We start from the raw sequence: 25,233 nt of genomic DNA, 5'->3' as shown, positions 1-25,233 counted from the left end.
TGACCGGGAGCTTTGCCATGCCGCACCTGCATATGGAATACACCGCCAACCTGCCCCAGCTGGACGTCGACAAGGCGTTGCTGCGGCTCAACCATGGTCTGGTGGCATCCGGGCAGTTCTCCGACGAGTTCGACATCAAGAGCCGCGCGGTCAAGGTCGAGGCGTTCCGGGTCGGCACCGGCCTGGGTGAGCGGGCCTTTGTCCACGTCAAGCTGGCCTTGCTCAGTGGCCGTTCGCCAGAGGCCAAGAAGCAGCTGTCCGAGAGCCTGCTGGCGGTGCTGCAGGACCTGGCGCCCTGGCCTGAAGACCTGTCGGTGCAGCTGTGCGTGGAGCTCATCGATATCGACCGTGCTTCCTACAGCAAGGCCGCCGTCGGCCGCTGAGGGCTAGACCAGGCCCTGTTCGGCGCAGACCTTGACCACCTGTTCGCGGAACCAGGTCTGCGCGCTGTCCTGATCGGTGTGCTCGCTCCATTGCATGTCCAGGCTGAACCCCGGCAGGCCGCTGGGGGCCTCGCAATGGTTGAACACCGCTTCGTTGGCCAGTAGCGCCTGGATGCGTCGCGGCAGGGTGAGGATGAAGTCGGTGCCGGTGATCATCTTCAACGCCGCGCTGTAGCTGTTGGAGCGCGCGACGATCTGCCGCTTGTGCGCCTGGCGGGCCAGCCAGCCATCCACCATGTTGCTGTCCGAGGTCCAGGGCGTGGGAAACACGTGGCGCCGCTCGATGAATGACTGCAGGCTGAAGCGCGGTTCCTTCGGCGGCGTCGCGCGTTTGTCGAAGACGCACACCAGATCGTCCTCCAGCAGCATCTGCGACTTCAGGTCGGCGTGGCTGCGATGGAAGTTCGGGCCAAAGCAGATCACCAGGTCGACGCTGCCGTCGCGCAGCTCCTCGGCGGGAATATCACTCTCCAGCTTCTGCACATTGACCGTCACCGGCAGGTCGGCGTAGTCGAAACCCTTGAGCAGGCGCGGCAGGATCAGCAGCTCGAAGTATTCCGGGGCACAGAGGTTGAAGGTCACGGCCTGGCGGGTCGGGTCGAAGGCCGGCACGCCGCTGTGGCACAGGTTGATGCTTTCCAGGATCTTCAGCACGTGGCCGTACATGCTGGTGGCCTTGTAGGTCGGACGCATGCCGGTACGGGTGTTGATGAACAGCTCGTCCTCGAAGCCGTTGCGCAGTTTCTTCAGGCAGTAGCTGACGGTCGACTGGCTGACGCAGAGGGTTTCCGAAACCCCGGTGACACTGCTTTGCTCGTACACCGCGATAAAGACCATGAGGTCCTGCATGTCGAGTTTTCTGAGCACGTTGTTGATGAGCATCCGTTCCATCCCGCTGGGCACCTGGCGCCGGTGGCGCGCAAACCGGGTCGATGCTAGCGGAACGATCGTCCTAATTAAATGCCCGTGGCGGGGATTCGCGGACAGCATCGGGACATAAATATCCGATAACACGACCTGGGCAGTTTCGCGCACTGCAACGGTGCTTGTCCCGGGGCCATTTCAGGCCGGGGCACGGCCCGGGCGGCTGCCGCGCACCAGGCTGAGCATGCCCAGGGCCACCAGCGCGACGCCGAGGATTTCTGCCCGTTGCGGGCCCTGGCCCAGCCACAGCCAGTGGAACAGGGTCAGAAACAGGGTGCTCAGGTAGATGTAGGAAATCACCGTGGACGGGGCGATCACGCCGATGGCCCGGTGCAGCAGCCAGAAGGTCGCCAGGGTGGCGAACAACGCCAGGTACAGCAGCCACAGCAGGTCGATGCCGGTGAGCCGCGCGGCGCTGCGCCAGCCGCCGCTGGCCAGGCTGGCGGCAAACAGGAACAGCGCGCCGAACAGCATGTTCCAGAAGGTCATGGCGGCCGGGCTGCGACCTTGCAGGCTGCGGGCCTTGAAACGCTGGCTCAGCGGCGAGTAGGCGGCCATGGCCAGGCAGCCCAGGGCATAGATGGCCATGGCGTACAGCGAGGGCCATTGCCCCGGCGCGCCGCCCTTGAGAATCAGCAGCAGCGCCCCGGCCCCGGCCACCAGCATCGGCAGCAGGCGCTGTCGCTGGCTACTGCCGGGCAGCAGCCAGCCTTCGAACAGCAGGGTCAGCAGCGGCACCAGGGTGAACAGGGTTCCGGTATTGACCGCCGAGGTGTAGCGCAAGGCTTCGAACAGCGAACCGAAGTACAGCGCCAGCAGCAGGCCCAGCAAGCCATGGGCGCGCAACCCGGCCAGGGTCATGGGCGCCGAGCCCTTGAACCACAGCAGCGGCACGAACATCAGGGCCGAGAACAGCAGGCGCAGGGCGGTCAGCAGCACCGGATCGATGGCCTGGCTGACCTGGGCGGCGGCGAAGAACGACGCGGCGATCAGCACCGCCCACAGCAGCATGCCGAGATGCGCCTGGGTGAAGTTCACGGGATTCATGGCAGGCTCCGGTGGCTCAGCGGATGTGCTGGCGGTAATGACGCGGATCGAAACGCAGCACCATGAGGATCATCACCAGCATCACCGCGGTCAGTGACCACCAGGCCCATTCGAAGCTGCCCAACTGGTCGCGGATCACTCCCGCGAGCAGGGGCGAGAGGCCGGCGATCAGGTAGCCGATGCCTTGCACGAAGGCGGTCAGGCCGCCGGCGCGGCGCGGGTCGTTGAGGTGGTCCAGGGAGACGATCAGGCTCATCGGAAACAGCCCGCCAATGCCCAGGCCCAGCAGGCATGGCCACAGCAGGCTGAGGTGTTTCGGGCTGAGGATCAGGCCACAGAAGCCGGCGATGATCAGCACCAACAGGACCACCAGCACCAGGCGCCGGTCCTGGCTGCGGTTGGCGATGGCCGGGGTGACCAGCCCGGAAATCACTTCCATGGCGGTCAGGAACCCCAGCAGCAGGCCGGCGTTCTGTTCGCTCCAGCCGTTCTCCACGTAATAGGGCGCCAGCCACGCCAGCACACAGGTGTAGGAGGCGGTGCCGAGGCCGAAGAACACCGCCAGCAGCCAGGCCCGACGGTTGCCGGCAAAGGATTCCCGTGTGCCGGCGCTGGCTGGCAGCCTGGGCAGGGCGCTGCGCTGGGCGTACCAGAACAGCAGGGCCAGCAGCGCCAGGGCGGCCCAGATCGCCAGTGCCACGCGCCAGCTGCCACTGTGGTTCATCACCAGCGGCGCGAAGGACGCGGCCAGCGCCGCGCCGCCCATGATCGAGGTGACGTACAGCCCCATGAACAGCGAGACATTGTCGGCAAAGCGCGACTTGATCAACGCCGGCAGCAACGCCTGGATCAGGGCGATGCCGATGCCGGCCAGCACCGCGCTGAGAATCAGCTCGGCGGCCGAATCCATGAACAATCGCGAAACCGTTGCCAGGCCGATGATCAGCAGCGACAGGACCACGGTACGGTGTTCGCCCAGGCGTTGGCTGATGGCCATGCCGAAGAACATCGCCAGGCCCATGGCCATCACCGGCAGCATGGTCAGCAACGAGGCCAGGCTGAAGCTCAAGGGAATATCGCCACGGATGCCCGACAGCAGCGGGCCGACGGCGGCCATCGACGGCCGCAGATTGAGCGCCACCAGAATCACGCTGACCATCAGCCAGAGTGCGGGGCGGGAAGTTGCACGAACGTTTTCCATAACCAGACCTTCAACAAACAAGGGCCCGATTAGGCGGCGCGGCTCAGGGAAGGGGCAAATCAGAAAGTCTGCGGTGTTATTTAAAAATTAAATAAGCCGCAAGCGGCAAGCCACAAGCCACAAGCGGCAAGTGGGGTGCCTGGATTTGCAGTTTGAGGCTTGCCGCTGTCTTTGCTGTCCAGGGTGATCACGGCGCCGCCAGCCACTGATTGACCACCTGGTCGTAGGCACCGGTGGCCTTGCTCAGGTGCAGCCACTGGTCGACGTAGCTTTTCCAGGCGACATCGTCCCGGGGCAGGAGGAAGGCCTTCTCGCTGTATTGCAGGTAGTGCTCGGGGTTGACCGCGCACAGCCCTGGCTTGCGCCGCTGCTGGAAGCGCGCTTCCGAGGCGTCGGTGATCATCACGTCGGCGCGGTGCGCCAGCAGTTGATCGAAGATCGTCACGTTGTCGGCGAACAGGGTCAGGCTGGCCTTGGGCAGGTGGGCGCGGGCGAAGACTTCGTTGGTGCCACCCGGCGGCTCGATCAGGCGCACCTGTGGCTGGTTGATCTGCTCCAGGGTCTGGTAGCGCTTGAGGTCCTGGCAGCGCACCAGGGGGATCTTGCCGTCGATGCCCAAGGGCTGGCTGAAGAAGGCCTTTTTCTGCCGTTCCAGGGACACCGAAATGCCGCCCACGGCGATGTCGCACTGCTGGCTCTGGAAGTCCGCCATCAGGCTCTTCCAGGTGGTGTTGACCCACTTCACCCGGACCCCGAGGCTCTGTGCCAGGGACTCGGCCAGGCTGATGTCGATGCCTTCGTAGTGGCCGTCGTCGCGCAGGTAGCTGTAGGGCTTGTAGTCGCCGGTGGTGCAGACCGTCAGGTGACCGCTCTCGATCACCCGGTCCAGGTGCGAGCTCGGCTCTTGGGCCAAGCACAGGGCCGGGGCGCTGAGGCCCAGCAGGGTACAGAACAGCAGGCGCGGGAGCATGGGGTCGTTCCTTGAGTGATCGGGCGGGGCCGGGTGGCGGGGCATTATTGGTCGCATCCCCTGGGCAGGCAAGGTTGCGCGCACGTGGTGCCCTGTTGGAAAGCGGCTTGGCTTTCGACCTTTTTTTCACGAATGGCACGTTAACCTGTGGCCCCTGGATTCCAACAAGAGTTCGTCGTCCATGTCGTCCCACCCCCCACCGTCCATCGAACTGGAGTTCGCTCGGCGCTATGACCAGGAGCACGCGCGAGTCTGCCGCGAGCCCCGGCCAGCCGGGATTGGCGCGCGCCTGGCCGCTTGGCGCATGGCGAGCCTGGTGCGTCACGCCCTGAAGGAAGCCGGCGAACCGGGGCTGATCCTGGATGTGGCCTGCGGCGCAGGGCGCTACTGGCCGGTGCTGGCCGAGCACGGCAACCGGGTGATCCTGGCGGCGGACCCTTCCCAGGACATGTTGAATCACGCTCAGACCCACCACTCGGCCAGCCTGCTGAAACGGGTCAAGACCTTCCACAGCTCGGCGTTCGACATCGGCCTCTCGGCCAATGCGGTGGACTGCATCATCTGCATGCAGCTGTTTGCCCACGTGACCTTGGGCGAGGACCGCCTGGCCTTGCTGCGTGAGTTCTACCGGGTCAGCCGGGACACGGTGATCCTGGCCACGCGGATCGAGCCGCTGTTCAAGCTTGCCACGCGTGCACCGGCCAGTGCCGGGATGCCGCCGTTGGCCAGCAAGGTGCAGTTGGAAGCGGAGTTCCGCGAAGCGGGTTTCGAGGTGCTCGATCACCGTGATCTGCTGCCTGGCTGGGCGCCTTCACGGGTCTATGTGCTGAGAAAACAGGGTTAGTTCGGACGCTGGGACTATTCTTGCTTTCCGGCAGATGGTTTTGCACTTGCTCTTGTCGGGTGAATGCTCAGAAATCGCCGGAGGCGATATATACTGCGCGCCATTCTTCAAGGGAGAGCCGTGTGGCCATCGATATACATTGGATTCGCGACAACGATAGCCTCGGTCAGCTTTGCGCCGAATGGCAGCAGTTGCCATTCGTCGCCCTCGACACCGAATTCATGCGGGTCGACACTTTTTATCCCATCGCCGCCCTGTTGCAGATTGGCGATGGGCAGCGCGCCTACCTGATTGACCCTTTGACCATCGACAATTGGCAGCCCCTGGCAGCCCTGCTGGAGAACCCGGCGGTGGTCAAGGTGGTGCACGCCTGCAGCGAGGACCTTGAAGTCCTGCTGCGCCTGACCGGCAGCCTGCCGGCCCCGTTGTTCGACACGCAACTGGCTGCCGCCTACCTGAACCTGGGTTTCTCCATGGGCTACTCGCGCCTGGTGCAGGAAGTCCTGGGCATCGAGCTGCCCAAGGGTGAAACCCGTTCCGACTGGCTGCAACGCCCGCTGTCGGAAACCCAGGTCAGCTACGCCGCCGAAGACGCGGTGCATCTGGCTCAGGTCTTCACCGAGCTGCGGCCGAAACTGTCCGCGGACAAGTACCGCTGGGTGCTGGAAGACGGTGCCGAACTGGTGGCCAACCTGCGCCGCGAAGTCGACCCCTATGAGGTCTACCGCGAGGCCAAGCTGGCCTGGAAACTGTCCCGCGCGCAGTTGGCGGTATTGCGTGAGCTGTGTGCCTGGCGCGAGCGCGAGGCCCGTGCCCGCGACCTGCCGCGCAACCGCATCGTGCGCGAACACGCCCTGTGGCCGCTGGCCAAGACCCAGCCGGACAACCTGTCGGCGCTGGCCAAGATCGAAGACATGCACCCGCGCACCGTGCGTCAGGACGGCGAGTTTCTTCTCGACCTGATCAAGCGCACCGCCAGCGTCGGCCCGGATCAATGGCCGCCGGCCGTGCCCGAGCCGCTGCCGATCGAAGCCTCGGTCCTGCTCAAGCGCCTGAAGGCCGTGGGCCAGGCCGAAGCCGAGCGTCTGGAGATCGCCCCGGAAGTGATGCTGCGCAAGAAAACCCTGGAGAGCCTGCTCAAGAGCGGCTTCCCCAATGGGCCTTACCAATTGCCTGATTCGCTGCGTGGCTGGCGCCGCGAATTGATGGGCCAGGCGCTGCTGGACAGCCTGGCCACCGCCGGAGAACAGCCTTGAAACGTATCTGCTCCATCTATAAAAGCCCGCGCAAGAACGAGATGTACCTCTACGTGCTGAAAAGCGAGGCCCTGGAACGCGTGCCGGAAAACCTGCTGCTGGCCTTCGGCAAGCCGCAACATGCCTTCGACCTGGTGTTGAGCCCGGAGCGCAAGCTGTCCCGCGAGGACATCCACCAGGTGCTGGAAAACCTCGAAAAGCAGGGGTATCACCTGCAGATGCCACCGGCGGAAGACGAGTACATCGAGCACTTGCCCGAAGAGTTGCTGCGTCGCAATGATCCGGTCTGACCTGTAGCGGCTCGGTCCCGAGCCGCTGTTAGATGCAAACTGACTGACCTGGCCGCCGCCTTGATCGATGGAGCGAGACTCCGTCGGCGGCGACCTGCACCGTTTTTTAAGGTTTGAACCATGCGCGTTCTGATTGCCGAACACGATCACGCTGTTTATGCCCGCCTGTTGCGTCAGGCGGCCCCGGAGCTGGAAGTGCTGACCAGTGGCGACTCCGCCGAGCTGTCACGGCTGGCGGCCGATTGCCCGGTCTGGCTGGGGCAGCCGGACCTGCTGGCGACCCTGCTGCGCCAGGGGCACCAGCCTCAGTGGTTGCAATCCACCTGGGCCGGCATCACCCCGCTGTTGGCCGACGGCTTGCCGCGGCACTACCGCCTGACCCGAGCGGTCGGCATCTTCGGCCAGGTGATGGCCGAGTACGTGCTGACCTACATCCTCGGCCATGAGCGCGAAGTGCTGGCGCGCCTGGTCAGCCAGGTCGAGCGCAAGTGGGACAACCGCCTGGGCCAGAGCCTGGTGGGGCGCAAGGTGCTGATCGTCGGCACCGGCGACATCGGCCAGAGCGTGGCGCAGTTCCTCCTGCCGTTTGGCGTGAAGCTGTACGGCATCGCCAGCCAGCCCCGGGAGCAGGCGCCTTTTATCGAAGTGGCCGGCTTGGAAGACCTGGGACGCCTGGTGGGGGAGGTGGACTACGTGGTCAACCTGTTGCCCAACACCCCGAGCACCCACGATCTGTACGACGCGGCGCTGTTCAAGCAGTTCAAGTCCACGGGGCTGTTCATCAACGTTGGCCGGGGTGTGGCGGTGGTCGATGCGGACCTGGTGCAGGCCCTCAAGGATGGGCATCTGGCCGGGGCGGTGATTGATGTCTGCCGCCAGGAACCGTTGCCGCAACGGCACCCGTTCTGGACCGCCTGGGGCTTGCTGCTGACGGGCCACAGTTCGGCGCCGACGTCGCCGGAATTGATGGTGCAGTTGTTTGTCGACAACCTGCGGGCCTACGAGGCCAAGCAGGCCTTGCGCGGTGAAGTGGATTTCGCCCGCGGCTATTAGAACGCAGCGACAAGCTTCAAGCCGGTAGCTTCAAGCTTGTCGCTGCCGACTTGGGGCTTGTGGCTGCTTTAAAGGCTGAAATCGCCTTCGGCGGCGGTTTCGCTCAGGGGGCGACGCGGGCTTGGCTCTTCCCGGGCCTGCAGGTAGTCGGCCAGGGTCGACTTGTCACCCAGCTTGCCCACCGCCACGGCGGCATGCAGCGCATAGCCTTCGGGAATCTTCAGTTCCTTGCGCGTCAGTTCCTGGTCGAAGCCGGCCATGCCGTGGGTGTGCCAGCCGCTGAGGCTGGCCTGCAGGGCCAGGTGGCCCCAGGCCGAACCGGTGTCGAAGGTGTGCCACAGGGCCGGGGTTTCTTCCGTGGCGCCAGGGGCGGTGAAGGTGGTCTTGGAAATCACGATCACCAGGGCCGAAGCGTGTTGCGCCCAGCCGCGGTTGAATTCGTTGAGCAGGCCGAGGAAGCGTTCCCAGTTCGGCGTGTCGCGGCGGGCATAGAGAAAGCGCCAGGGTTGCGAGTTATAGGCCGAAGGCGCCCAGCGTGCCGCTTCGAAGAAGCTCAGCAGGGTTTCTTCCGGGATGCTTTCGCCGGTGAAGGCCCGGGGCGACCAGCGCTGGGTGAACTGCGGGTGGATGGCGTAGTCGGCAACGCGTGGGTTGGCGCTCATGGAAAAACTCCTGGCAGCAAGTGAGAAGAGTGGAATAAACCGGCAAGCGCAGATGAGCTGAGCGAAGGGGTATTCCTGACCCCGTGCGGTTAGCCGGGTGCAACGCGGTCGAGCGTTCATGGCACACGGACGCGGGGCGGTCCGAGGGGCAAAGCTACTGTGCCCATTGCCTGCTGACAAGTCCCGGGCTACCGGCAGTCGCTAGCGCTTGGCCGGCGGGGGCTTCGGCACTAGACTGGCGGCCTTTTCACCCTCGGATACTGATGCTTGAGCCATGGCCGCCAAAGTCGAACCTTTCTGGATACGCAAAACCCTCGAACAACTCGACCAGGACGAATGGGAGTCGTTGTGCGATGGCTGTGGCCTGTGCTGCCTGCAAAAGCTTGAAGATGAGGACGACAACAGCGTCTATTACACGCGCATCGCCTGCAAGCTGCTGGACCTGAAGACCTGCCAGTGCAGCGACTACGCCAACCGTCGCGCGTCGGTGCCCGACTGCATCCAGCTGACGCCGGGCAAGGCCGACGAGTTCAAGTGGCTGCCGCCCACCTGCGGTTACCGCCTGGTCAGCGAAGGCAAGGACTTGCCGCTCTGGCACCACCTGGTGTGCGGCGATCGCGATGCGGTGCACCACGAACGCATTTCCCAGTCCGGCCGCATGCTCGCCGAAGGCAGCGTGGCGGAAGAGGATTGGGAAGACCACCTGATTTTCCGCGCCGGCTGAGGATTCGCCGCGTTGGCAGCAGAACCAGGTTACCCAGGAAAGGAGTGTGTATGAGGGTGGGGGCGAAGCTGGCGTTGGCCGCTGCGCTGCTGGCATTGAGTGCTGCGGCGGTTGCGGCGAAGAAGGTCGATCTGGATTATCACGTGCGCTTTCTGCCCCAGAGCGATCAGGCCGAAGTGCGCCTGACCCTGGCCGAGGGCACGGCCCTGCGCAGCCTGGACTTCGACCTGGGCGCCGGCGGCGACTACAGCGACTTCAAGGCCGACGGCCAATGGCAGGCGGCGCCCGGTGATGCCGGTGGCCAGCGCGGCATCTGGCGCCCGGCCAGCGGCAAGGCCAGCCTGAGCTATCGCGTGCGCCTGAGCCACAGCATCAAGAAAGGCAGTTACGACAGCCGCAGCACCGCCAATTGGGCCTTGCTGCGGGGCGAGACGCTGGTGCCACCGGCCAGGCTCGACCAGCAGGACGGCGTCGAGCTGGTGGCGCGCCTGGACTTCGAATTGCCCACTGGCTGGAAGAGTGTCGAGACCGCCTGGCCGCGTATCGGCAAGCAGCGTTTTCGCATCGACAACCCCTCGCGCCTGTTCGATCGTCCTGCCGGCTGGATGCTCGCCGGCAACCTGGGCAGCCGGCGCACGCGCCTGGGCAGCACCGAAGTCAGCGTGGTCTCGCCCTTGGGGCAGGGCATGCGGCGCATGGATGTGCTGACGCTGCTGACTGTTGTCTGGCCGCAAGTGCAGGCGGTTTTTCCGCGTCAGCCAGGCAAGCTGTTGATCGTCGGCGCGGCCGATCCGATGTGGCGCGGCAGCCTGGCCGGGCGCGATTCGCTGTTCCTCCACAGCCGCCTGCCGCTGGTGGGCGAAAATGGCAGCAGCCCGCTGTTGCGCGAGCTGGTGCAGTCCCTGGCGCGGATCAACGACAGCCAGCGCAGCGACTGGATCAGCGAAGGGCTGGCGGAGTACTACGCCATCGAGCTGCTGCGTCGGGCCGGTGGCATCAGCGACGAGCGATATCAGGTGCTGGAGAAGCGCCTGGCGCGGGACAGCCACAAGGTCGGCAGCCTGCGTGGCGAACAAGTGGACAGCGCCACCGTGGCCAGGGCGGTGCTGCTGTTGCAGGAACTGGATCGGGAAATTCGCCTGAAGACCCGCAACAAGCGTTCCCTTGACGATGTGCTGCAAGCGGCGATGCGCCTGGAGAGCGTCAGCACCGCCGAATTCATCCAGCTCAGTGAAAGCGTGCTGGGCGAGTCCTCCAGGGTCCTCGACACCCGCCTGTTGCACTGACCCTGCTTCAGGCCTTGGGGGCCTTCACTTCATCATTGCTGGCGGCCTTGGCATGGCGGCTAGCCGCGTCGGCATTGGCCTTCAGGTTGCGCAGTTCTTCCCCGGCGCGTTCGATCTTGCTGCGCACGGTGTGCATGTCCTGGCGGCTTTTCTCCAGCAGGCTCTTGGCCGAACTGTGGCCGGTGATGCCCCGGGCCAGGGCGACGCCACCGATGGCCACCTGGATCAGGCCGAACACGCCGCCACGGCGCAGGCCCTTGCCCATCATCACCACGCCGCCGGCCAGCGAGCCGATGCGCTCCCAGCCCTGGACGTTCTGCGTGGGCTGGCTCTGCAACGGGGTCGGTTCGAGGGTTTGCAGCTGTTTGCGCTCGCTCATGATCTGTCTCCAAGGGCGGTAAGGGATACAAGGCTGACTGCGCGAAGGCGCTACAGGTTCCCGGGCAATGATTGGCCTGTGCTCAGAACTTGGGGCCGGAGCGGGTGTTGTTGCCCTTGGCCAGGCGGTCGTAGAGCACCACGTTGACCGTCGCCGCCAGGTTCATGCAGCCGGTGGTGGGGATGTAGACCACGTCTTCGCACCAGTCGCGGATCTCCTTGTCGAGGGAGCCGTCCTCCGGGCCGAAAATGTACAGGGCCCGGTCCGGGTGGGTGTATTCCGGCAGCGGGCGGGCGCCCTCCACCAGTTCCACGGCCACCGGGATGCAGCCCAGGGGAAGGATTTTCTTCAGGTCGTCGATGCCGATCAGCGGAATGTCCTGATGGACCTTCTTGGTGTCGGTGACGAAGTCGCGGGCCCGCTCATAGCGCTTGCCGGTGTAGAACACCGAGGCGACGCCATAGCAGCCGGCGGCGCGCATCACCGAACCGACGTTCTCCGGCGACTTGGGGTTATACAAACCGATGCAGCTGTACCTTTTGTTTGCCACGAGGGAAAAGCCTTGGGGGAAAAGAGCGCGATTATACGGGGATTGCCCACCGCTCGGGGGCTTGTTGTGGCGAGGGAGCTTGCTCCCTCGCCACAGGGTTTTCCATACAGGGATCGTTAGCGCAGGGCCCGGCTGCCGGCACTCACTCCGGGTCTTTCTTCATCAACCCGGCCAGGGCGGCGAACGGGTTGTGGGTCGCCTTGGCGACTTTCGGCGTGCTCAGCGAGCCTTCGCCGAAGTACTGCTGGTCGGTGTAGCGCGAGTGCTCGTTGTCGTGGCAGTACAGGCACAGCAGTTCCCAGTTGGAGCCGTCCTGGGGGTTGTTGTCGTGGTTGTGGTCGCGGTGGTGCACGGTCAGCTCGCTCAGGCGCTTGCCGGAGAATTCCCGGGCGCAGCGACCGCAGACGTGGGGGTACATCTTCAGCGCCTTGTCGCGGTAGCCCATTTCCCGGTCGCGCTGGGCGTCGGCAAGGATACGGTCCAGCTTGGCGGTGTTGGACGGAGGAGTGGACGAACTCATGGGTTCACCTTTGTAGAAGGACTAATGACGGTAATGGACAAAGTTTAGCTCAGGCCTTGAGCTTCTCGGCAATCCAGATGGTGTGCCGGGTGCCGCGATTGCCATGGGCGAACACCTGCACTTCCTCGGCCTTGAAGCCGGCCTTGCGCAGGCGTTCGGAGAATTGCCGGTCGGCGCTGGCCGACCATACCGCGAGGATGCCCTTGGGCCGCAGGGCCCGGGCGCAAGCGGCCAGGCCGGCGCTGGAGTAGAGCCAGCTGTTGGCTTTCTGGGTCAGGCCTTCGGGGCCGTTGTCGACGTCGAGCATGATCGCGTCGAAGCCCTGGGGCTCGGCTTGCAGGACCTTGGCCACGTCTTCCAGGCGGATCACCGTGCGCGGGTCCAGCAGTGGCCGACCGGACTTCTCCCCGAGCGGGCCACGGTTCCATTCCACCACCCCGGGCACCAGCTCGGCGACCACCACCTCGGCGCTCTTGCCCAGGTGCTTGAGGGCCGCGGCCAGGGTGAAGCCCATGCCCAGGCCGCCGATCAGCACCCGCGAGTTCGGGCGCCCGGCGACCTTGCTGCAAGGGATCTGCGCCAGGGCATCCTCGGAACCGTGCATGCGCGTGTTCATCAGCTGGCCGCCGTCGCCGCCCTGGATCTTGATGACGAAATCCTCACCGTATTCGAACAGGCACAAGGCACCGCCGTTTTCAGGAATCGCAGTAGTGTCCAGCAGTACGAAACGTTTCATGGAGATCTCATTGAGGAAGGCAAAACGCCCCGGTTGGGAGTAGCCTGACGCCAGACAATAGCAATGGAGCCATTGATGAAGCGCATTATTCTAACGGTGATTGCCCAAGCGGCGCTCGCCCTGACCGCAGCCCTGGCGCTGAGTGCTGGCCCGGCCCTGGCCGACGAGCCGCAAAGCGCCCCGGTGGTGACCCCGACGCCGACCCTCGGCACCCCGGGTACCGCAACGCCCACGCCTTATCCGCAAGTGACCCCGCCCAGTACACCGAAAGCCGGCAGCAGTGGCAGCGCGCCCCTGTTGCCGCCGATCGATATGCCCAAGCCCCCCAAGGACCAGACCCTGCCGGGGTTGGAGCAGAACGACAACAAGCCCAAGGTCCAGGGCTAATGCCTGAACCGGCCTATGTGGCGAGGGAGCTTGCTCCCGCTCGGCTGCGTAGCGGCCGCATTAGCTGAGTCCGTGTTGTGACGGTTGAAACCGGGTGGTGGCCTTTGGGGCGGCTACGCCACCCAGCGGGAGCAAGCTCCCTCGCCACGGGTGTGCGGGCTCAGATCTGCTGTGCGAGCAGCTGGCCGTCGGCCATGCGCAAGCGCTTGGACAAGGATACGGCCAGGGCGCGGATGATCTTGGCGGCGATCTTCGGCGCATCGTTGAGCATCTTCTCCAGAGAGTCCTTGCCCAGGTTGAGCAGTTGGCAGTGGCTGGCTGCCACACAGCTGGCCGAGCGTCGTTCGCCATCGAGCACCGCCATCTCGCCAAAGGCCCGGCCACTGCGCAGGGTGGCGATGGTCAGGGGCTGACCGTCGTGGTTGCTCTTCTGCACGGCCACCTGGCCGCTGTGGATGATGCACATGAAGCTGCCAGCATCGCCTTCGCGGAAGATCGCCTCGCCCTCGGCGATGCTGCTGATGCTGAAATAGCCGGCCGCGGCGTTGAAGTCGGCGGGCAGCAGTTGATCGAACAGGCCGCAGTCCATCAGCCAGTCGCGGATCTCGTTGTTCAGTAAGGTGGGTTCGGACATGGGATCACAGTCTTTTTCTTGTGTCTGGTGCACGGGCACAGGCCCGGTCCGGCGATTGCCGGCGGTGGTCCTGGGTTAAGACAGGAGCGCCGCCGGGAGTTCCTCAGCCCAGGTCCAGAATGTTCAGGACAAAGGCATATTCGAGGGCTACGTCACGTAAGCCCTGGTAGCGGCCGCTCATGCCACCATGGCCGGCGCCGAGTTCGGTCTTGAGCAGCAACGGGTTGTCGTCGGTCTTGGTGGCCCGCAGCCGGGCCACCCATTTGGCCGCCTCCCAATACTGCACGCGGCTGTCGTTGTAGCCGGCGATCACCAGGGTCGCCGGGTAGGCCTGGGCGCGCACGTTCTCGTAGGGGGCGTAGGCCTTGATCCGCGCATACACCTGCGGTTCCTCGGGGTTGCCCCATTCGTCGTATTCGGTGACGGTCAGCGGCAGATCCGGGTCGAGCATGGTGTTGAGCACATCGACGAAAGGCACCTCGGCAATGGCGACCCGGAACAGCTCGGGGCGCTGGTTGAGCACCGCGCCGATCAACAGGCCGCCGGCACTGCCGCCGCTGATGGCCAGTTGCTTGGCGCTGGTCAGGCCCTGGGCGATCAGGTGTTCGGCGCAGGCGATGAAGTCGCTGAAGGTGTTCTGCTTATGTTCCTGCTTGCCGGCGCGGTACCAGGCTTCACCCAGTTCGCCGCCGCCGCGCACGTGGGCGATGGCAAAGGCCACGCCACGATCGAGCAGGCTCAGGCGCGCGTGGGAGAACCAGGGGTCGAGGCTTTCGCCATAGGCGCCGTAGCCATACAGGTACAGCGGTGTCGGCTGGCCCAGGCATTCACGCTTGACCACCAGGCTGATGGGCACCTGGGTGCCATCGGCGGCGCTGGCCCAGAGGCGCTGGCTGACATAGGCGTCCGGGTCGAACGGGCCCAGCACCGGGGTTTCCTTCAGCACCTGTTGCTGGCCGTTACTGAGTTGCAACTGGCGCACCTGGGCCGGGCGGTTCAGCGCCTCGTAGCGCAGGCGGATGCACGGGCTGGAAAACTCCAGGCTGTTCTGCACATGCAGGCTGTAGGCCGCATCCGGCAGTTGCACGCGATACGCCGGCAGGTCCTGGGGATGCACTTCGATGATCGGCAGGCCACCTTCGCGCAGGCTCAGGGTCATGGCGCCGGCGTTGAGGGTCACGCCATCGAGCATCACCTCGGGGTTGTGCGGCACCCGCAGTTGCCAGTCGTCTTGCTCGGGAATCGTGCCGTTGTCCGCGGCCTGGTAGAGGGCGAAGTTGATGCCCTCGCGATTGCTGCGGATGAACCAGGTCCACTGGCCGTCGAGTTGACCGTGATCGACATCGTATTCATGGCCTTCGACCCGTGGCGCCAGGCAGGTGAACGGCAACTGCGGTTGCGCGGCGTCCAGGGCCCAGGTCTCGCCGGTGGTCTTGCTGCCCAGGGACAGCAGCAACTGGCGCTCGGAGCTTGAGCGGTAGCAGTGCAGGAAGAAGCGCCCGTCCGGTTCGTGGAACACTTCCTCGGCGGCCGTGCCGTCCAGGCGGTAGCGGAACAGTTTGTGCGGGCGGTGAGTGTCGTCCAGCTCGCCGAAGAACAGGGTCAGGCTGTCGTTGGCCCAGGTCATGCTGCCGTCACAGTTGTCGAAGGACAGTTCGCTGACCTTGCCGTTGGCCAGTTCCTTGACGAACAGGGTGTAGATTTCCTCGCCCGTGGTGTCGAGGCTGTAGGCCAGGCGCTGGTGGTCGGGGCTGATGCTGAAGGCGCCGAGCGAGAAGAAACCACCGTTGGCCAAGGCGTTGGGGTCCAGCAGCAGTTGTTCGCGGCTTTCGTCGACCGTCAGGCTGTCGTCCGCCGGGCGCGGGCAGCGGTAGTGGCGGGCGTATTCGTCGCCGGCGGTGGTGCGGGTGTAGTACAGGTACGGGCCCCAGGGCGAGGGCAGGGACAGGTCGGTTTCGAGGATTCGGCCCTTGATCTCCTGGAACAGCGTTTCGCGCAGGGGGGCCTGGTGCGCCAGCTGGGCGTCGAGGTAGCTGTTTTCAGCCTTCAGGTAATCGAGCACCGCGTCGGTGTCGCGTTCCTGCAGCCAGGCATACGGGTCAGCGCCGTCGGCCTTGTGGGCAATCGGGGCACTGCTGTCGTTGGCGGGTAAGGGCATGGGTGGCTCTCGGGCGATGACAAATGAGGGCTGGGCAGACGGCGTTGCAGCCTGACACGGCAAAAGTCGTTATCATAAGCGCCTCTTTGCCTGCCTTGCCATGGACACCATGACCGAGAACGACTATCTGATCGCCTGGGGGCTTTACGCCTTCGCCGCCTTGGGCTGCCTGCTGGTGTGGATGCGCCTGACCCGCTGGATGTGGCGCTGGCTGCGCGAGCCGCTGCGTGTGCTGATGGCGGTGCTGCTGTTCAGCCCCACCATCATCGACTCGGTCAAGGATAAATTTGCCCCAGCCGTGGCCATCACCGCCCTGGACATCGCCTTCAAGGTCGGCAACAACGCCTGGCGCGCGGTATCCGACCTGTTCATGTACGGCATGATCGCCTTTGGCGTCTACCTGCTGTTTGTGCTGATCCGCTGGCCCATCGAGCGTTCTGCCCGGGAGCGCCAGGCGCGCAACGAAGCGGCGAAAGCCGCGGCCAAGGCCGCCGAAGCCGAAGAAGACCAACCCTTTGGCAACGCCGGCAACGACCGTTATGGTCGTCCGCCTGCGCCAGGCAACCCCCTGAATACGCGGGTCGAACCGCGTTTGTAACGCTGCCCCCGGCATTGAAGCGAGAGTCCGAGCATGTGTGAGTTATTGGGCATGAGCGCCAATGTACCGACCGATATCGTCTTCAGCTTTACCGGGCTGATGCAGCGCGGCGGTCGTACCGGCCCCCATCGCGACGGCTGGGGCATCGCCTTCTATGAAGGCCGTGGCCTGCGTCTGTTCCAGGACCCGGCGGCCAGCAGCGAATCGGAAGTGGCCAACCTGGTGCAACGCTACCCGATCAAGAGCGAAGTGGTGATCGGCCATATCCGCCAGGCCAACGTTGGCAAGGTGTGCCTGGCCAATACTCATCCCTTTGTCCGTGAATTGTGGGGCCGCAACTGGTGCTTCGCGCACAACGGCCAGTTGGCCGATTTCCAGCCCCGGGCCAGCTTCTACCGTCCGGTGGGCGATACCGACAGCGAAGCGGCGTTCTGCGACCTGCTGAACCGGGTGCGCGAAGCCTTTCCCGAGCCGGTGGAGATCGAGCAGCTGTTGCCGACCCTGATCCAGGCCTGCAGCGAATACCGCAGCAAAGGCGTGTTCAACGGCTTGCTCAGCGATGGCGACTGGCTGTTCTGCTATTGCTCCACCAAACTGGCGCAGATTACCCGGCGCGCACCCTTCGGCCCGGCGCGGCTGAAGGATGTCGATGTGATCGTCGACTTCCAGGCCGAAACCACGCCCAACGACGTGGTCACGGTGATTGCGACCGAACCCTTGACCGAAAACGAAACCTGGACCCGCTACCAGCCGGGCCAGTGGAGCCTGTGGCGGCGCGGTGAATGCGTCAGCCATGGCCAGACCGAATAAGGACATCCCTATGTTGCTCAGTTATCTGCGGCTGGTGCTGTTCGCCGCCGGCCTGTTGATCGGTGTGCAAGTGCCGGGTTTCATCAGCGATTACGCCAAGCGCGTGGAAGCTCACCTGATCGAGTCGCAGAACAGCCTGCGGGGCTTCCAGGGCACCGCGCAGCAGTTCTTCAAGGGCGACATGAACGCTCTGGTGGCCCATTACCGGGCCAGCGAGGACCCGGTGTTTCGCAGCGATGCCGAGAGCCTGAGCGGCTTGCTCAGCCGGCAGCTGGCCCTGGACAAGCAATACCAGGCGATGCAGGGGCCGTGGTACATCCGCCTGTTGCAAGTGGCCCTGGCGGCCGACCCGGAAATCCGCAAGGAAACCTGGGACGGCTACAGCTACCAGATCCTGCTGACCCCGGAAGCCATGATCTGGGGGATCAGTGGCGCCTTGCTGCTGTCCTTCGGGCTGGAATGCCTGTACCGGCTGATCGACTGGGTGGTGCTGGGCGGCAAGCGCCTGCGCCAGAGCCGGCCGATTGAAGAGCGCGACCTCAAAGGCCTCTGACGCCCTGCAGGAGCCGGCTCGCCGGCGCAGGCTGCCTTCGTTGGCAGCCAGTTCCTGCGTGGGGCGGGGGCGGTGGTTACAGCGGGTCGATCAGGACGATGTAATCCTCGCCGAGCTTTTGCCCATAGCGCTGCACCACGCGTTGGCACAACTGCACAACGTCCTCCACCAGCTCCACCCCAACCCGCCATGACACCACCACCTGCAGGTTGGGCGGGCGCTGCTCGATGGCCAGCAGGGTCAGTTCGCCCCGGGCCAGTTCCTCGCGCACCAGCACCGGCGGCAGAGCGCCGATCCCGAAGCCGTCGCGCAGCAGGCGGGTGATGGCCGAAACCGAGTTGACGCAGTTGAGCCGCGGCGCGAGCACACCGTTGGCCTGCATCAGGCTCAACACCTGCTGGTGGGGCAGGGAGTTCTTCGAGTAGGTGACGATCCGCTCCCGGGCCAGTTCGGCGACACTGGCGTAGTCGCGGTTGTAGATCGAGTTGCTGGCGGCGATCCAGCCCATCGGATAGCTGGCCAGTTCCAGGCTGCGGATGCTTTCCTGGCGTAGCAGGTCGGTTTGCAGCACCAGGTCGAGAAAGCCCTTGTGCAATTGCTCGCACAGGTTTAGCGAGGTGTCGGCCACCAGTTCGATTTCCACCTGTGGGTAGTGATCCATCATTTCCGCCACCAGGGGGCTGAGCCAGGTGTGGATCACCGTGTCCATGACCCCGATGCGAATCCGCCCGACCTTGCTCGACGGTGCCTCGATGGACTGTTTCAGCACGTGCAGGGTATCGAGCATCTGCTCGGCGTGTTCCAGCACCTTGAGCCCTTCCGGGGTCAGGCTGACGCCGCGGGAATCGCGCAGGAACAGCTTGACCCCCAGCTCGCCTTCCAGCACCGCGATGCGGCTGGAGATCGCCGCCTGGGTGGTGAAGAGTTTTTCCGCGGTGAGGCTGAAGCTCTTCAGCCGCGCCACCCAGACGAAGGTTTCGAGAAACTTGAGATTCATGGGATCAACTTTTCTTATGCCTTGGAGCGGTTTTTATTAGTTGGACGCAGGTTGTGCCTGAACCGAAGAATGGCCCAACCCACGATAGGTGTCGTCGGGGCTCAAAACAACAGCAAAAAAACTACCCTGGAGATCGCCATGAGTGCGCCCGAAACACTGGCCGCCAAGGCCCCGCGCCGCGCTGGCCCGTTTGACTGGTATCGCGATATCAACCAGCAGGAGCGCCGGACATTCTGGAGCTGCAAGCTCGGTTACGGCCTGGATGGCATGGACACCCAGATGCTCAGCTTCGTCATCCCGACCCTGATCGCGCTGTGGGGCATCACCTCCGCCGAAGCTGGGCTGATCCACACCAGCACCTTGCTCGCTTCGGCCCTGGGGGGCTGGATCGCCGGGATTCTCTCCGACCGCATCGGTCGGGTGCGGACGTTGCAACTCACTGTGCTGTGGTTCGCGTTTTTCACCTTTCTCTGTGGCCTGGCCCAGAACTACGAACAGTTGCTGATCGCCCGGACCCTGATGGGCTTCGGTTTCGGTGGCGAATGGACCGCCGGGGCGGTGCTGATCGGCGAGGTGATCAGCGCCAAGAACCGCGGCAAGGCAGTGGGCATGGTGCAATCGGGGTGGGCCCTGGGCTGGGGCATGACGGCGATCCTCTATGCGCTGCTGTTCTCCCTGCTGCCAGCGGAAGATGCCTGGCGGGGCCTGTTTCTGCTGGGCATCCTGCCGGCGATCTTCGTGATCTTCGTCCGCCGCCTGGTCAAGGACCCCGAGGTCTACCGGGAAACCCGCGCCCGTGAAAAACCCAGCAACCCGGCGCGGTTCTACGAGATTTTCGCCCCGGGGATCCTCAGCACCACCTTGCGCGCGTCCTTGCTGGCGGCGGGTGCCCAGGGCGGCTACTACGCCATCACCTTCTGGCTGCCGACCTTTCTCAAGACCGAGCGCGGCCTCAGTGTGCTGAGCACCGGCGGCTACCTGGCCATGGTGATCGTCGGCTCCTATGTGGGTTACGTGGTCAGCGCCTACTTGACCGACATTCTCGGGCGCAAGAAGAACTTCGTGCTGTTCGCCGCGGGGTCTTTCACCATCGTGCTGCTTTACACGCAGATGCCGGTGAGCAACGCGGTAATGCTCTGGCTGGGCTTTCCCCTGGGCTTCTTTGCCTCGGGGATCTTCAGCGGCATGGGGGCTTTTCTCACCGAGCTGTTTCCCACCCGCATCCGCGGCTCCGGCCAGGGTTTCTGCTACAACAGCGGCCGGGCACTGGCGGCACTGTTTCCGCTGCTGATCGGCCTGCTCAGCCAGCACGTGCCCCTGAGCGTGGCCATTGGCACGTTCGCCGCGGTGTCCTACGGCGTGGTGGTGCTGGCGGCCCTGAGCCTGCCGGAAACCCGCGGCAAGGAACTTGAGGCGCGCTAACTGATAATCTGCCGGGCATTGCCAGCACTGTCCTGCAGCTGACCCTTATAAAAAACACAGGAAGACCGACCATGAGCCGCCTGTTATTGAATTGCGACATCGGCGAAAGCTTTGGCAACTGGACCCTGGGCCTGGATGCCGAAGTCATGCCCTTTATCGACTGCGCCAATATCGCCTGCGGCTTTCATGCCGGCGACCCGGGCATCATGCGCAAGACCGTGGCCCTGGCCCTGGCCAATGGCGTGCGCATCGGTGCGCACCCGGCCTATCAGGATCTGGCCGGTTTTGGCCGTCGTTCCATGAGCTACTCGCCCGAGGAAATCCAGGACCTGCTGCACTACCAGGTCGGCGCCCTGGACGGCATCTGCCGGGCTCAGGGGACGCGGGTCAGCTACGTCAAACCCCATGGCGCGATGTACAACGACATGATGGCCAAGCCTGCGCAACTGCGCGCAGTGATCCAGGCGGTGGCGGCTTACGATCCGCAATTGCCATTGATGCTCATGGCCACCCGTGACAACAGCGCGGCCCAGGCCTTGGGCGATGAATACGGCGTGACCCTGTGGTTCGAAGCCTTTGCCGACCGAGCCTATGACAATGCCGGGCATCTAGTGTCGCGCCAGTTGCCGGGGGCGGTGCACCATGACGCGGCAACCATCCTCCAGCAGGCCCTGACCATTGCCCGGGGCGAACCGCTGACCGCCAGTGATGGCAGCGCCTTGCTGCTGCAGGCCAACACCCTGTGCGTGCATGGCGACAACGCCAGCTCGGTGGCCGCCGTGCAGCGTATTCGCGAGGCCTTGAACCAGCAGTCCGGCCTATGAAGCCACAGGTTGAAGTAGTCGCCATCGACTGCCTGATGGTGCGGTTGTTCGAGGTGATCGCCGAGGACAACATGCCCTGGATGCTGGCCGCCGCCGAAGGGCTGCGGCGGGCCTTTGGCGAGTCTCTGGTCGATCTGGTGCCGTCCTATACCACGCTGATGGTGCATTACGACCTGCTGGCCCTGAGCCCGTCCGAGGCCCGGCAGCGGATCGAGGTCGCCTTGACCGATCTGACGCCCGGGACCACCCGGGCCGGGCGCGAGCATGTGCTGCCGGTGTGGTACGACCTCAGTGTCGGGCCGGAGCTTGCGCTGTTGTCCCGTCGCAGTGGGCTGTCGGTGGCCGAGGTGATCCAGCGTCACAGCCAGCGTGAATATCAAGTGTTTGCCCTGGGCTTCGCGCCCGGATTCGCCTTCATGGGGCTGGTGGAAGAGGCCCTGGCGACGCCGCGGCTGAACACCCCGCGCAAGCGGGTGGCGGCGGGCAGCGTGGGGATCGCCGAACGCCAGACCGCGGCCTACCCGGTGGTATCACCGGGTGGCTGGAACCTGATCGGGCGCACCCCGAGCCGGCTGTTCGACCGCGAGCGCGACGGCTACAGCCTGATGCAGCCGGGGGATCGGGTGCGTTTTGCTGCGGTGGATCGGGCCGAGTTCCTGCGCCTGGGGGGCGATGACACGCCACTGGAGGTGCCGGCATGAGCCGCTTGATGATCGAGGCCAGCACCCCGCTGTGCCTGTTGCAGGATGCCGGACGTTTTGGCGTGCGCCATTTGGGGGTGACCCAGGGCGGCGCGCTGGACTGGGTGTCGATGTCCTGGGCCAACTGGCTGCTGGGCAATGCCCTGGATGCGCCTGTGGTGGAAATCACCCTGGGCGGCTTCACCCTCGTGGCCGAGGACTATTGCCTGCTGTCCCTGGCCGGCGCCGACCTGGGGGCCTATGTGGATGAGCGTCCGCTGACCCCGGGGCGCAGTTTCATCCTGCAAAAGGGCCAGCAACTGCGCTTTACCCAACCCTTCTTTGGCGCCCGGGCCTACCTGGCGGCGCCGGGTGGTTTCGACGCGCCCAGGGTCCTGGGCAGTTGCGCCAGTGTGCAGCGCGAGGCCCTTGGCGGGCTCGACGGCTATGGCCGGGCGCTGAGCGAGGGCGGGGTGCTGAGCTATTCGGGAATCGGCGGGGCGCTCAAGAGTCTGTCGGCTGCGCAGTTGCCGGATTGGCACTCCGCTGCACCGCTGGAGGTGATCCTCGGCGCGCAGATCGGTCGGTTCAGCGGTTTGAGCTTGTTCGATGCCTTCAACAGCCGTTGGACCCTGGACAGCCGGGCCGATCGCATGGGGGCGCGTTTGCTTGGGCCGTCATTGCAGTATCAGGGCCCGCCGATGATTTCCGAGGGCATTCCCCTGGGGGCGATCCAGGTGCCGCCGGACGGTCAGCCGATTGTCCTGCTCAATGACCGGCAGACCATTGGCGGCTATCCGCGCTTGGGGGCGTTGACGCCGTTATCCCTGGCGCGGCTGGCGCAGTGCTTGCCGGGCAGCGAGGTGCGATTGACGCCGGTGGTGCAGGAAACGGCGCATCGGCAGCAGGTGGCGTTCCTGCGCAGGTTTGGGTAGTGGCTGAAGGCGGCCGCTTCGCGACCGTTCGCCGCCTGCGGCAGCGGCTACAGGGGGCTCTGTAGCCGCTGTCGAGCCATGGCGAGGCCGCGAAAAGGCCCGCAGGGCCTTGCTTGACGGCCCTGCGGCGCTTACTTGGACAGGAAACGCATGCCTTCTTCCAGGCCGCGCAGGGTCAGCGGGTACATCTGGTCCTCGATCAACTCGCGAACGATGTTGGTCGAGGCGGTGTAGCCCCAGGTGTCCTTCGGGTAGGGGTTGATCCAGATGAGCTTCTTGTACTTCTCCATGAAGCGCTGCATCCACACATAACCGGCTTCCTCGTTCCAGTGTTCGACACTGCCGCCGGCCTGGGTGATTTCATAAGGCGCCATGGCGGCATCACCGACGAAGATCACCTTGTAGTCGGCGCCGTACTTGTGCAACAGGTCCTGGGTCGAGGTGCGTTCCGAGCCGCGGCGCAGGTTGTTCTTCCACACCGACTCATAGATGAAGTTGTGGAAGTAGTAGTACTCCAGGTGCTTGAACTCGGTCTTGCAGGCCGAGAACAGTTCCTCGCAGATCTTCACGTGGGCATCCATGGAGCCGCCGATATCGAACAGCAACAACAGCTTGATGTTGTTGCGCCGTTCCGGGCGCATCTGGATGTTCAGCAGCCCGGCGTCGCGAGCGGTGTGGTCGATGGTGCCGTCGATGTCCAGCTCGTCCGCGGCGCCCTGGCGGGCGAACTTGCGCAGGCGGCGCAGCGCCACCTTGATGTTGCGGGTGCCCAGTTCCACCGAGTCGTCGAGGTTCTTGTACTCGCGCTGGTCCCAGACTTTCACCGCCTTGCCCTGGCGCTTGCCGGCGTCGCCGACACGGATGCCTTCCGGGTTGAAGCCGCCGGAGCCGAACGGGCTGGTGCCGCCGGTGCCGATCCACTTGTTGCCGCCGGCGTGGCGTTCCTTCTGTTCTTCCAGGCGTTTCTTGAACTCTTCGATGAGCTTGTCGAGGCCGCCCAGGGACTGGATCTGCGCTCGCTCCTCATCCGTCAGCGAGCGCTCGAACTCCTTGCGCAGCCAATCCTCGGGGATCAGCGCCTGCAAGTGGTCGTCGAGTTTTTCCAGGCCGTTGAAGTAGGCGCCGAAAGCCCGGTCGAACTTGTCGAAATGCCGTTCGTCCTTCACCAGGATCGCCCGGGCGAGGTAGTAGAACTCGTCCATGTCGGCGAAGGTCACGCGTTGCTTGAGCGCGTTGATCAGGTCCAGCAGTTCGCGCACCGACACCGGCACCTTGGCGGCGCGCATTTCATTGAACAGGTTGAGCAGCATGGCATCAGCCTCTTAACGACTACCGCGACGGCTCATGAAGGCCAGGCGCTCAAGCAGCTGTACATCCTGCTCGTTCTTCACCAGGGCACCGGCCAGCGGCGGGATGGCCTTGGTCGGATCGCGCTCGCGCAGCACTGCTTCGCCGATGTTGTCGGCCATCAGCAGCTTGAGCCAGTCCACCAGTTCCGAGGTCGAGGGCTTCTTCTTCAGGCCCGGCACCTTGCGCACGTCGAAGAACACGTCCAGGGCTTCGCTGACCAGGTCCTTCTTGATGTCCGGGTAATGCACGTCGACGATCTTCTGCAGGGTAGTGCGGTCGGGGAAGGCGATGTAATGGAAGAAGCAGCGACGCAGGAAGGCGTCCGGCAGTTCCTTCTCGTTGTTGGAGGTAATGATGATGATCGGCCGCTGCTTGGCCTTGATGGTCTCGTCGATTTCGTAGACGTAGAACTCCATCTTGTCGAGCTCTTGCAGCAGGTCGTTGGGGAACTCGATGTCAGCCTTGTCGATCTCGTCGATCAGCAGGATCACCCGCTCCTCGGATTCGAAGGCTTCCCAGAGCTTGCCCTTCTTCAGGTAGTTGCGGATGTCGTGGACCTTGTCCACGCCCAGTTGCGAGTCGCGCAGGCGGCTGACCGCGTCGTACTCGTACAGGCCCTGGTGGGCCTTGGTGGTGGACTTGATGTGCCAGGTGATCAGCTTGGCGCCGAAGGATTCGGCCAGTTGCTCGGCGAGCATGGTCTTGCCGGTGCCGGGTTCGCCCTTGACCAGCAGCGGACGCTCCAGGGTGATGGCGGCGTTGACTGCCAGCTTCAGGTCATCGGTGGCGACGTAGGCGCGGGTGCCTTCGAACTTCATCTGCAATTCCTCGAACGGTGACGGCGAGCTGCCCGGGGCAGGTCGATTGAATGGGGAGTGATGGCGCGACTATAACGCGCTGCCCGGTCGACTGTGAACGTAGACGCCCCATTCAGTCTCTGAATGGAGCGTCACGGGGTGACTTGGTCAGTCTGCGCGGGTGCCGCTCGTGGGCGGCCTGC

At 64.6% G+C, this 25,233-nt stretch carries 29 protein-coding genes; 15 read left to right on the top strand and 14 right to left on the bottom strand.

Annotated features, from left to right (window positions below):
* The first annotated feature begins 17 nt into the window (after positions 1-17).
* Complete coding sequence (locus tag LXM55_RS04905) at positions 18-383, top strand: 5-carboxymethyl-2-hydroxymuconate Delta-isomerase (RefSeq protein WP_233319183.1); 366 nt, start codon at positions 18-20, stop codon at positions 381-383.
* Positions 384-386: 3 nt separating this feature from the next.
* Here LXM55_RS04905 and LXM55_RS04900 read toward each other — a convergent pair whose 3' ends face one another.
* The 4 genes from LXM55_RS04900 to LXM55_RS04885 all read right to left on the bottom strand — a co-directional run bounded on the left by LXM55_RS04900 (position 387) and on the right by LXM55_RS04885 (position 4,585).
* Entirely contained in the window at positions 387-1,325 is a 939-nt protein-coding gene (locus LXM55_RS04900) for a LysR family transcriptional regulator (protein WP_233319942.1), read from the bottom strand.
* Positions 1,326-1,505: 180 nt separating this feature from the next.
* Complete coding sequence (locus LXM55_RS04895; RefSeq protein ID WP_233319180.1) at positions 1,506-2,414, bottom strand: DMT family transporter; 909 nt, start codon at positions 2,412-2,414, stop codon at positions 1,506-1,508.
* Between the two features lie 16 nt (positions 2,415-2,430).
* Complete coding sequence (locus LXM55_RS04890) at positions 2,431-3,615, bottom strand: cyanate transporter (RefSeq protein ID WP_233319178.1); 1,185 nt, start codon at positions 3,613-3,615, stop codon at positions 2,431-2,433.
* 187 nt (positions 3,616-3,802) lie between these two features.
* Positions 3,803-4,585 (bottom strand): transporter substrate-binding domain-containing protein, encoded by a 783-nt coding sequence (locus LXM55_RS04885; RefSeq protein WP_233319176.1) that lies wholly within the window; start codon positions 4,583-4,585, stop codon positions 3,803-3,805.
* Between the two features lie 181 nt (positions 4,586-4,766).
* On the opposite strand from LXM55_RS04885, the gene LXM55_RS04880 reads away from it, so the two are divergent.
* The 4 genes from LXM55_RS04880 to LXM55_RS04865 all read left to right on the top strand — a co-directional run bounded on the left by LXM55_RS04880 (position 4,767) and on the right by LXM55_RS04865 (position 8,028).
* On the top strand, positions 4,767-5,429 hold the full coding sequence (locus LXM55_RS04880) for a class I SAM-dependent methyltransferase (RefSeq protein ID WP_233319174.1): 663 nt from the start codon (positions 4,767-4,769) through the stop codon (positions 5,427-5,429).
* 122 nt (positions 5,430-5,551) lie between these two features.
* Positions 5,552-6,685, top strand: coding sequence for a ribonuclease D (gene rnd / locus LXM55_RS04875; protein WP_233319172.1), 1,134 nt, complete (start codon positions 5,552-5,554; stop codon positions 6,683-6,685).
* Positions 6,682-6,975 carry a YcgL domain-containing protein gene (locus LXM55_RS04870; protein ID WP_072451013.1) on the top strand — a complete coding sequence of 98 codons (294 nt, stop codon included), beginning with the start codon at positions 6,682-6,684 and terminating at the stop codon, positions 6,973-6,975. The genes rnd and LXM55_RS04870 overlap by 4 nt, the downstream gene beginning before the upstream one ends.
* A 120-nt stretch (positions 6,976-7,095) precedes the next feature.
* Positions 7,096-8,028 carry a D-2-hydroxyacid dehydrogenase gene (locus tag LXM55_RS04865; RefSeq protein ID WP_233319170.1) on the top strand — a complete coding sequence of 311 codons (933 nt, stop codon included), beginning with the start codon at positions 7,096-7,098 and terminating at the stop codon, positions 8,026-8,028.
* Between the two features lie 68 nt (positions 8,029-8,096).
* Here LXM55_RS04865 and LXM55_RS04860 read toward each other — a convergent pair whose 3' ends face one another.
* On the bottom strand, positions 8,097-8,690 hold the full coding sequence (locus tag LXM55_RS04860) for a nitroreductase family protein (RefSeq protein WP_233319168.1): 594 nt from the start codon (positions 8,688-8,690) through the stop codon (positions 8,097-8,099).
* 274 nt (positions 8,691-8,964) lie between these two features.
* Between LXM55_RS04860 and LXM55_RS04855 the strand changes: the two genes are divergently transcribed.
* Together LXM55_RS04855 and LXM55_RS04850 are read left to right on the top strand one after the other, a co-directional pair.
* On the top strand, positions 8,965-9,414 hold the full coding sequence (locus LXM55_RS04855) for a YcgN family cysteine cluster protein (RefSeq protein ID WP_016964444.1): 450 nt from the start codon (positions 8,965-8,967) through the stop codon (positions 9,412-9,414).
* A 50-nt stretch (positions 9,415-9,464) separates the two neighbouring features.
* Positions 9,465-10,700 carry a hypothetical protein gene (locus LXM55_RS04850; RefSeq protein WP_233319165.1) on the top strand — a complete coding sequence of 412 codons (1,236 nt, stop codon included), beginning with the start codon at positions 9,465-9,467 and terminating at the stop codon, positions 10,698-10,700.
* Positions 10,701-10,707: 7 nt separating this feature from the next.
* Here LXM55_RS04850 and LXM55_RS04845 read toward each other — a convergent pair whose 3' ends face one another.
* The 4 genes from LXM55_RS04845 to LXM55_RS04830 all read right to left on the bottom strand — a co-directional run bounded on the left by LXM55_RS04845 (position 10,708) and on the right by LXM55_RS04830 (position 12,885).
* Positions 10,708-11,079: a YgaP family membrane protein gene (locus tag LXM55_RS04845; RefSeq protein WP_233319163.1), complete on the bottom strand. Its 372-nt coding sequence runs from the start codon at positions 11,077-11,079 to the stop codon at positions 10,708-10,710.
* An 82-nt stretch (positions 11,080-11,161) separates the two neighbouring features.
* A complete protein-coding gene (locus tag LXM55_RS04840) occupies positions 11,162-11,629 on the bottom strand; it encodes an RNA methyltransferase (RefSeq protein ID WP_011059840.1) in 468 nt (155 codons plus the stop codon).
* 142 nt (positions 11,630-11,771) lie between these two features.
* Positions 11,772-12,149 carry a YajD family HNH nuclease gene (locus tag LXM55_RS04835; RefSeq protein ID WP_011059841.1) on the bottom strand — a complete coding sequence of 126 codons (378 nt, stop codon included), beginning with the start codon at positions 12,147-12,149 and terminating at the stop codon, positions 11,772-11,774.
* Between the two features lie 49 nt (positions 12,150-12,198).
* Positions 12,199-12,885: a spermidine synthase gene (locus tag LXM55_RS04830; RefSeq protein WP_015634551.1), complete on the bottom strand. Its 687-nt coding sequence runs from the start codon at positions 12,883-12,885 to the stop codon at positions 12,199-12,201.
* Between the two features lie 75 nt (positions 12,886-12,960).
* Between LXM55_RS04830 and LXM55_RS04825 the strand changes: the two genes are divergently transcribed.
* The gene (locus tag LXM55_RS04825; RefSeq protein ID WP_233319162.1) at positions 12,961-13,272 is read left to right on the top strand and encodes a hypothetical protein; all 312 of its coding nucleotides are present in this window, start codon (positions 12,961-12,963) and stop codon (positions 13,270-13,272) included.
* Between the two features lie 160 nt (positions 13,273-13,432).
* On the opposite strand, the gene LXM55_RS04820 is transcribed toward LXM55_RS04825, so the two are convergent.
* Together LXM55_RS04820 and LXM55_RS04815 are read right to left on the bottom strand one after the other, a co-directional pair.
* Entirely contained in the window at positions 13,433-13,906 is a 474-nt protein-coding gene (locus LXM55_RS04820) for a cyclic nucleotide-binding domain-containing protein (RefSeq protein ID WP_233319160.1), read from the bottom strand.
* Positions 13,907-14,009: 103 nt separating this feature from the next.
* Positions 14,010-16,064 carry a S9 family peptidase gene (locus LXM55_RS04815; protein ID WP_233319158.1) on the bottom strand — a complete coding sequence of 685 codons (2,055 nt, stop codon included), beginning with the start codon at positions 16,062-16,064 and terminating at the stop codon, positions 14,010-14,012.
* A gap of 100 nt (positions 16,065-16,164) precedes the next feature.
* Here LXM55_RS04815 and LXM55_RS04810 point away from each other — a divergent pair, with 100 nt between their 5' ends.
* From LXM55_RS04810 to LXM55_RS04800, 3 genes are read left to right on the top strand one after another with little or no spacing between them, the layout of a single operon-like run.
* On the top strand, positions 16,165-16,662 hold the full coding sequence (locus LXM55_RS04810; protein WP_233319156.1) for an MFS transporter: 498 nt from the start codon (positions 16,165-16,167) through the stop codon (positions 16,660-16,662).
* A gap of 33 nt (positions 16,663-16,695) precedes the next feature.
* Positions 16,696-17,472 carry a class II glutamine amidotransferase gene (locus LXM55_RS04805; RefSeq protein WP_233319154.1) on the top strand — a complete coding sequence of 259 codons (777 nt, stop codon included), beginning with the start codon at positions 16,696-16,698 and terminating at the stop codon, positions 17,470-17,472.
* A 10-nt stretch (positions 17,473-17,482) separates the two neighbouring features.
* Positions 17,483-18,025 carry a DUF2937 family protein gene (locus LXM55_RS04800; RefSeq protein WP_233319151.1) on the top strand — a complete coding sequence of 181 codons (543 nt, stop codon included), beginning with the start codon at positions 17,483-17,485 and terminating at the stop codon, positions 18,023-18,025.
* 76 nt (positions 18,026-18,101) lie between these two features.
* On the opposite strand, the gene LXM55_RS04795 is transcribed toward LXM55_RS04800, so the two are convergent.
* Positions 18,102-19,022, bottom strand: a complete 921-nt coding sequence (locus LXM55_RS04795) for a LysR family transcriptional regulator (protein ID WP_233319149.1) — start codon at positions 19,020-19,022, stop codon at positions 18,102-18,104.
* Between the two features lie 138 nt (positions 19,023-19,160).
* Here LXM55_RS04795 and LXM55_RS04790 point away from each other — a divergent pair, with 138 nt between their 5' ends.
* The 4 genes from LXM55_RS04790 to LXM55_RS04775 all read left to right on the top strand — a co-directional run bounded on the left by LXM55_RS04790 (position 19,161) and on the right by LXM55_RS04775 (position 22,883).
* The gene (locus LXM55_RS04790; protein ID WP_233319148.1) at positions 19,161-20,444 is read left to right on the top strand and encodes an MFS transporter; all 1,284 of its coding nucleotides are present in this window, start codon (positions 19,161-19,163) and stop codon (positions 20,442-20,444) included.
* A 71-nt stretch (positions 20,445-20,515) separates the two neighbouring features.
* Positions 20,516-21,268, top strand: a complete 753-nt coding sequence (locus tag LXM55_RS04785; RefSeq protein WP_233319146.1) for a 5-oxoprolinase subunit PxpA — start codon at positions 20,516-20,518, stop codon at positions 21,266-21,268.
* On the top strand, positions 21,265-21,969 hold the full coding sequence (gene pxpB / locus LXM55_RS04780) for a 5-oxoprolinase subunit PxpB (RefSeq protein ID WP_233319143.1): 705 nt from the start codon (positions 21,265-21,267) through the stop codon (positions 21,967-21,969). The genes LXM55_RS04785 and pxpB overlap by 4 nt, the downstream gene beginning before the upstream one ends.
* A complete protein-coding gene (locus tag LXM55_RS04775) occupies positions 21,966-22,883 on the top strand; it encodes a biotin-dependent carboxyltransferase family protein (protein WP_233319141.1) in 918 nt (305 codons plus the stop codon). Before pxpB ends, LXM55_RS04775 begins: the two co-directional genes overlap by 4 nt.
* A 131-nt stretch (positions 22,884-23,014) precedes the next feature.
* Here LXM55_RS04775 and LXM55_RS04770 read toward each other — a convergent pair whose 3' ends face one another.
* Entirely contained in the window at positions 23,015-24,193 is a 1,179-nt protein-coding gene (locus tag LXM55_RS04770; protein WP_060838041.1) for a vWA domain-containing protein, read from the bottom strand.
* Positions 24,194-24,205: 12 nt separating this feature from the next.
* A complete protein-coding gene (locus tag LXM55_RS04765; protein ID WP_123336222.1) occupies positions 24,206-25,051 on the bottom strand; it encodes an AAA family ATPase in 846 nt (281 codons plus the stop codon).
* Positions 25,052-25,233: the final 182 nt, after the last annotated feature.

Origin of the sequence: Pseudomonas sp. Au-Pse12 (assembly GCF_021341665.1) — a bacterium.
In the GTDB taxonomy this organism is placed as follows: Bacteria; Pseudomonadota; Gammaproteobacteria; order Pseudomonadales; family Pseudomonadaceae; genus Aquipseudomonas.
This window is presented reverse-complemented; position numbering and strand designations above follow the sequence as displayed.

Bases quoted from the DNA above. Each gene is read 5' to 3' on its own strand.
- LXM55_RS04800 (WP_233319151.1), top strand. From the start codon at position 17,483: ATGTTGCTCAGTTATCTGCGGCTGGTGCTGTTCGCCGCCGGCCTGTTG.
- LXM55_RS04785 (WP_233319146.1), top strand. From the start codon at position 20,516: ATGAGCCGCCTGTTATTGAATTGCGACATCGGCGAAAGCTTTGGCAAC.
- LXM55_RS04885 (WP_233319176.1), bottom strand. From the start codon at position 4,585: ATGCTCCCGCGCCTGCTGTTCTGTACCCTGCTGGGCCTCAGCGCCCCG.
- LXM55_RS04765 (WP_123336222.1), bottom strand. From the start codon at position 25,051: ATGAAGTTCGAAGGCACCCGCGCCTACGTCGCCACCGATGACCTGAAG.
- LXM55_RS04770 (WP_060838041.1), bottom strand. From the start codon at position 24,193: ATGCTGCTCAACCTGTTCAATGAAATGCGCGCCGCCAAGGTGCCGGTG.
- LXM55_RS04805 (WP_233319154.1), top strand. From the start codon at position 16,696: ATGTGTGAGTTATTGGGCATGAGCGCCAATGTACCGACCGATATCGTC.
- pxpB (WP_233319143.1), top strand. From the start codon at position 21,265: ATGAAGCCACAGGTTGAAGTAGTCGCCATCGACTGCCTGATGGTGCGG.
- LXM55_RS04860 (WP_233319168.1), bottom strand. From the start codon at position 8,690: ATGAGCGCCAACCCACGCGTTGCCGACTACGCCATCCACCCGCAGTTC.
- LXM55_RS04900 (WP_233319942.1), bottom strand. From the start codon at position 1,325: ATGCTCATCAACAACGTGCTCAGAAAACTCGACATGCAGGACCTCATG.
- LXM55_RS04850 (WP_233319165.1), top strand. From the start codon at position 9,465: ATGAGGGTGGGGGCGAAGCTGGCGTTGGCCGCTGCGCTGCTGGCATTG.
- LXM55_RS04790 (WP_233319148.1), top strand. From the start codon at position 19,161: ATGAGTGCGCCCGAAACACTGGCCGCCAAGGCCCCGCGCCGCGCTGGC.
- LXM55_RS04815 (WP_233319158.1), bottom strand. From the start codon at position 16,064: ATGCCCTTACCCGCCAACGACAGCAGTGCCCCGATTGCCCACAAGGCC.
- LXM55_RS04835 (WP_011059841.1), bottom strand. From the start codon at position 12,149: ATGAGTTCGTCCACTCCTCCGTCCAACACCGCCAAGCTGGACCGTATC.
- LXM55_RS04865 (WP_233319170.1), top strand. From the start codon at position 7,096: ATGCGCGTTCTGATTGCCGAACACGATCACGCTGTTTATGCCCGCCTG.
- LXM55_RS04890 (WP_233319178.1), bottom strand. From the start codon at position 3,615: ATGGAAAACGTTCGTGCAACTTCCCGCCCCGCACTCTGGCTGATGGTC.
- LXM55_RS04905 (WP_233319183.1), top strand. From the start codon at position 18: ATGCCGCACCTGCATATGGAATACACCGCCAACCTGCCCCAGCTGGAC.
- LXM55_RS04855 (WP_016964444.1), top strand. From the start codon at position 8,965: ATGGCCGCCAAAGTCGAACCTTTCTGGATACGCAAAACCCTCGAACAA.
- LXM55_RS04775 (WP_233319141.1), top strand. From the start codon at position 21,966: ATGAGCCGCTTGATGATCGAGGCCAGCACCCCGCTGTGCCTGTTGCAG.
- LXM55_RS04880 (WP_233319174.1), top strand. From the start codon at position 4,767: ATGTCGTCCCACCCCCCACCGTCCATCGAACTGGAGTTCGCTCGGCGC.
- LXM55_RS04830 (WP_015634551.1), bottom strand. From the start codon at position 12,885: ATGAAACGTTTCGTACTGCTGGACACTACTGCGATTCCTGAAAACGGC.
- LXM55_RS04845 (WP_233319163.1), bottom strand. From the start codon at position 11,079: ATGAGCGAGCGCAAACAGCTGCAAACCCTCGAACCGACCCCGTTGCAG.
- LXM55_RS04810 (WP_233319156.1), top strand. From the start codon at position 16,165: ATGGACACCATGACCGAGAACGACTATCTGATCGCCTGGGGGCTTTAC.
- LXM55_RS04895 (WP_233319180.1), bottom strand. From the start codon at position 2,414: ATGAATCCCGTGAACTTCACCCAGGCGCATCTCGGCATGCTGCTGTGG.
- LXM55_RS04825 (WP_233319162.1), top strand. From the start codon at position 12,961: ATGAAGCGCATTATTCTAACGGTGATTGCCCAAGCGGCGCTCGCCCTG.
- LXM55_RS04820 (WP_233319160.1), bottom strand. From the start codon at position 13,906: ATGTCCGAACCCACCTTACTGAACAACGAGATCCGCGACTGGCTGATG.
- LXM55_RS04795 (WP_233319149.1), bottom strand. From the start codon at position 19,022: ATGAATCTCAAGTTTCTCGAAACCTTCGTCTGGGTGGCGCGGCTGAAG.